Raw genomic sequence first — 3,210 nt, forward strand, 5'->3', positions numbered from 1 at the left:
ACTCGCTTCGCTCGCCAAATCGGCCGATCCGCTCAGGCCCCAACCCGGCGCGGCGTAAGTTGCTTGTCAAAAGCCTTCTCTGGTTTTCTCCCGGCGCAGCCTTGGCACTGTGGCCTGCCGGACCGGCCTAATTGGCGAGCGAAGCGAGTATGAGGCGGGCTGGCAGGCGCCCTTGCCGAGGCGTAAAACACCCACAAGCCCAACAGCGTACAGACAACAAAAAACGGCCCTCAGGCCGTTTTTTATGGGCGCAGCACAAAAATTACTTCTTGCCGCTGCCTTCGAGCTTGTAGATGTGCGGGCCGTCACCGGTCGACAGCAGGCCGGTGTGGGCGTAGATGCCCAGTTTGGCGCGGGTGTCGGTGATGTCGAGGTTGCGCATGGTCAACTGGCCGATGCGGTCGAGCGGGCTGAACGGGGCGTCTTCCACTTTTTCCATCGACAGGCGTTCTGGCTGGTAAGTCAGGTTGGCGCTTTCGGTGTTCAGGATGCTGTAGTCATTGCCACGGCGCAGTTCCAGCGTCACGGTGCCGGTGATGGCGCGGGCCACCCAGCGTTGGGCGGTTTCGCGCAGCATGATGGCTTGTGGGTCGAACCATCGGCCCTGGTAAAGCAGACGGCCCAGGCGCAGGCCGTTGATGCGGTATTGCTCGATGGTGTCTTCGTTGTGGATGCCGGTGACCAAGCGCTCGTAGGCGGTGTGCAGCAGCGCCATGCCGGGGGCTTCGTAGATGCCACGGCTCTTGGCTTCGATGATGCGGTTTTCGATCTGGTCGCTCATGCCCAAGCCGTGGCGGCCGCCGATTTCGTTGGCTTTCAGAAACAGTTCGACCGGGTCGGCATATTCCACGCCGTTCAGTGCCACGGGCTGGCCTTCTTCAAAGCGCACGCTCACTTCTTCGGCCTTGACGTCCACTTCGGGCTTCCAGAATGCCACGCCCATGATGGGGTTGACGATCTTCATGCCACTGGCCAGGCTCTCTAAGTCCTTGGCTTCGTGGGTGGCACCCAGCATGTTGCTGTCGGTGGAGTAGGCCTTTTCGGCACTCATCTTGTAGCCGAAACCGTTGGCGGTCATGAAGGCGCTCATTTCGGCGCGGCCACCCAGCTCGTCGATGAACAGCTGATCCAGCCAAGGCTTGTAGATCTTCAGGCTTGGGTTGGTCAGCAGGCCATAGCGGTAAAAACGCTCGATGTCGTTGCCCTTGAAGGTGCTGCCATCGCCCCAGATGTTGACGTCGTCTTGCTTCATGGCCGCCACCAGCATGGTGCCGGTGACAGCACGGCCCAGCGGGGTGGTGTTGAAGTAGGTGATGCCGCCTGTTGAAATGTGGAAGGCACTGCACTGGATGGCGGCAATGCCTTCGTGCGCCAGCTGGGTACGGCAGTCGACCAGGCGGGCTTTTTCTGCGCCGTATTCCATCGCCTTGCGGGGAATTTCGTTGTAGTCGGCTTCGTCGGGCTGACCCAGGTTGGCGGTGTAGGCATAGGGCAGGGCGCCCTTTTGCTTCATCCACAGCAAGGCTGCGGAGGTGTCCAGGCCACCAGAAAAGGCGATGCCGACTTTTTGCCCTTTGGGCAGGTTTTGCAGGATGGTACTCATGGGGGTCCGATCGGCCTAAGGTTTAACCGAAGTGGCAGATGTAGTGGTAAGGCTCGCCGCCTTCAGCAACGCGGATCTCGAATTTCGAGTTGCCGGGAATGCTGAATTCTTCACCCGCGCTGGATTTGAGCCATTCGCTGCTGCCAGCCAGCTTGTATTCGCAGGAGCCGCCCACGCATTCCATGATCTCGGGTGCGCCGGTGTTGAAGGTCAATGTGGCGGGCAAGATCACGCCGACAGACAGCTTGGTGCCGTCGGCCAGGGTCAGGCCGTGGCTGACGCATTTGCCATCGAAGTAAACGTTGGCTTGGGTGTTGACGGCGACGCCGTCGATGGTTTTTGTGGTCATGGGTGGTGCTTCAAGGGGGGCGGGACGTTCCCGCATCAATGCAAAAGGGCGTCTTGAGACGCCCTTTGTGGCCAATCAAACCGGCATTTTAGGCCAGACGGCCGATCCGGCCAGGGATCGGCGGGGGCGGGTGTCAGCGCCAGTGGCCGTGCCCGTTGCGGGGACTGTAACCATAAGCACCCCCCCAGCCCCAACCCAGGTTGACGTTGGTGTAGACCGGTGGGTAGTTGCGGTAGACAGGCGAGGGCACATAAACCACGCGAGATTCTGTGACCATGGTCACGGGTGCAGCTGCAAGGGTCACGCTGGGTAAGGTCGTTGCTTCGGATCGGGGTGCCGCCAAGGGTGTCACTTGCAGCTGAATGGTGGGGCCGGGGTCTTGAGGCAATTGCACGTTGTACTGCTTGCCCGCGTATTCGTAAACCACGTTGTAGCCAATCAGCCGGTTTTCGTACACGGTTTGGGTGGTGCAGGTGGTCTGGTTTTGAACTTGGCTGCCGGGGTTTTCGACCTTTTCGCCCACGATGGCCCCGCCCACCACACCGGCCATCGTCGCCAGGGCACGGCCCGAGCCGCCGCCAATCTGGTTGCCGATCACGCCACCTGCAATGGCCCCCATCAGTGCGCCCGCACCGGTTGTGGGGTTTTGCACCGCCACTGGGGCCTGGCTGCAGGTTTGTCGCGGGACAGCCACTTGCTGGTAGACCGCTGTGCGTGAAATCACCTGGCCAACTTCCTGGGCTTGTGCAAGACCGGCTGTGGCCAGCAAAAGAAAGGCTGTCAATTTTTTCATGGATTTCGTGTTTTTGTAGTTAACTCAACTTGAGTTTAGGCCGTATGAGTCCTCTGCGTGCTGTCACGAAGGTAAAGTTTTGTAAAGAAGCGGTCATGCGGGCCATTGCCCAGGCGTGAAGCCCAGCGTCACTTGGCCCGAAGGCCAGGCAATGACTGGGCGTTTAATGCTGCTGGCATGTTCCTGCATGATTTTTTTAGCGCTGGCGCTGTCGTTCACGCTGGCTTGCACGGCGGCGTCCAGCTTTCGCCAGGTGGTGCCTTTGCGGTTCAGCAGTGCCTCCCAGCCCACTGCAGCCAGCCAAATGTCCAGTTCGGCAGCGGGGACACCTTGTTTCTTGAAGTCATGGAAGGTAGCGTTCAAGCCATGGTCTGCCAGCCAGATCCGGGCTTTCTTGACGGTGTCGCAATTGGGAATGCCGTAAACAATGGGGTCCATGGGGTTTGCTGAAGAGTGAAGTGAACA

The 3,210-nt window shown here is 59.8% G+C and carries 4 protein-coding genes; all 4 read right to left on the minus strand.

Going from position 1 to position 3,210, the window contains the following annotated elements:
• Positions 1-262: 262 nt before the first annotated feature.
• Positions 263-1,603 (minus strand): argininosuccinate synthase, encoded by a 1,341-nt coding sequence (gene argG, locus ACIQ3A_RS14615; protein ID WP_396432453.1) that lies wholly within the window; start codon positions 1,601-1,603, stop codon positions 263-265.
• 22 nt (positions 1,604-1,625) lie between these two features.
• Positions 1,626-1,952 carry a pyrimidine/purine nucleoside phosphorylase gene (locus ACIQ3A_RS14620; RefSeq protein ID WP_396432454.1) on the minus strand — a complete coding sequence of 109 codons (327 nt, stop codon included), beginning with the start codon at positions 1,950-1,952 and terminating at the stop codon, positions 1,626-1,628.
• 133 nt (positions 1,953-2,085) lie between these two features.
• A complete protein-coding gene (locus ACIQ3A_RS14625; RefSeq protein ID WP_396432455.1) occupies positions 2,086-2,745 on the minus strand; it encodes a glycine zipper 2TM domain-containing protein in 660 nt (219 codons plus the stop codon).
• Positions 2,746-2,838: 93 nt separating this feature from the next.
• On the minus strand, positions 2,839-3,183 hold the full coding sequence (locus tag ACIQ3A_RS14630) for an arsenate reductase (protein WP_396432456.1): 345 nt from the start codon (positions 3,181-3,183) through the stop codon (positions 2,839-2,841).
• Positions 3,184-3,210: the final 27 nt, after the last annotated feature.

This window comes from Limnohabitans sp., from assembly GCF_044361985.1.
In the GTDB taxonomy this organism is placed as follows: domain Bacteria; phylum Pseudomonadota; class Gammaproteobacteria; order Burkholderiales; family Burkholderiaceae_C; genus Limnohabitans_A.

What these genes read in the sequence shown, in the direction of transcription:
- argG (WP_396432453.1), bottom strand. Translation starts at nt 1,603, where the DNA reads ATGAGTACCATCCTGCAAAACCTGCCCAAAGGGCAAAAAGTCGGCATC.
- ACIQ3A_RS14620 (WP_396432454.1), bottom strand. Translation starts at nt 1,952, where the DNA reads ATGACCACAAAAACCATCGACGGCGTCGCCGTCAACACCCAAGCCAAC.
- ACIQ3A_RS14625 (WP_396432455.1), bottom strand. Translation starts at nt 2,745, where the DNA reads ATGAAAAAATTGACAGCCTTTCTTTTGCTGGCCACAGCCGGTCTTGCA.
- ACIQ3A_RS14630 (WP_396432456.1), bottom strand. Translation starts at nt 3,183, where the DNA reads ATGGACCCCATTGTTTACGGCATTCCCAATTGCGACACCGTCAAGAAA.